At 35.7% G+C, this 266-nt stretch carries 1 protein-coding gene; it reads right to left on the bottom strand.

The genetic code is table 11. The annotated features are described in order from the left end of the window. Positions 1–266: hypothetical protein (locus ABFY71_RS18905; RefSeq protein WP_347947419.1), on the bottom strand; the 266-nt coding region annotated here is incomplete at both ends.

Here is a 266-nt window from a genome sequence, read left to right as displayed (position 1 = left end):
TGCAATTTCAGAGCCGATATTGAACATATCTATCAGATAGTTCTTTATTCTTTGCGTGTTCTGCTTTAAAAACTTTTCGATGCCGCCTATAATGTTTTGCGCAATTGTTAATCCGATTCTGGCAAATGAGCCGGCAACTTGTCCAATTGCATATGCGAATGAATCGAAAAAATTATTTGCTGCTTTAGCAACTTCTGAATCAGTGAAGATATCCTTTAAAGATTTCCATATGGAATCGAGATCCTTTTTTATTCCGTCAAGAATTG

The sequence above is a fragment of the Devosia alba genome, assembly GCF_039938915.1.
GTDB classification, from domain to species: domain Bacteria; phylum Pseudomonadota; class Alphaproteobacteria; order Rhizobiales; family Devosiaceae; genus Devosia; species Devosia alba.
This window is presented reverse-complemented; position numbering and strand designations above follow the sequence as displayed.